Annotated in this window: 2 pseudogenes; one reads left to right on the top strand and one right to left on the bottom strand. The window is 66.3% G+C overall.

What is annotated here, in order from left to right:
• Nucleotides 1-185 (bottom strand): annotated as a pseudogene (locus CW362_RS42960) (Hsp20/alpha crystallin family protein); the annotation flags it as partial.
• A gap of 128 nt (nucleotides 186-313) precedes the next feature.
• Here CW362_RS42960 and CW362_RS42965 point away from each other — a divergent pair.
• Nucleotides 314-504, top strand: a pseudogene (locus CW362_RS42965) (type III effector protein); the annotation flags it as partial.

The raw sequence follows: 504 nt of genomic DNA on the forward strand, positions 1-504 counted from the left end.
TTCCGCTCGACGTCGATGTCGATCGCGTCCGCGGTGACGCCGGGAAGGTCGAAGGCCACCACGTACTCGTCGCCCTCGCGGTAGGCGTCCATCGGCATCGCCGACGGCTTCGACCAGGTCCCCGGGCCCATCAGCTGCTGCGCCAGCCGGTCCAGCTCACGGAAGGGGTCAGTGCGCATCAACATCGTGAAAACACCTCCAGCAGGTTCAGGCAGTTACTGCCAATGCGCCTCACTGACACCGTTGTAACATGTCATCCAATGGATGACAAACATGATGTCGTCTTCCTGATGACAACCTGAGGGAGGTGTCCGTGACCCCGGCCGACCAGCCGTCCCCGACCAGCGCCGACGCCCACAGCCCGGTGTCGTTCCTTGCCGCCGCGGCGGCCCTTGACGCCATAGACGACGCCCTGCGTGAAGCCCAGCACGAGACCCCAACCGCCCCCGCCCCCGGTCCGGAACAGGCCCTGGCCTCCTTGTCGCTGCTGCGGCAGGTCCGCGA

This window comes from Streptomyces populi, assembly GCF_002911015.1.
In the GTDB taxonomy this organism is placed as follows: Bacteria; Actinomycetota; Actinomycetes; order Streptomycetales; family Streptomycetaceae; genus Streptomyces; species Streptomyces populi.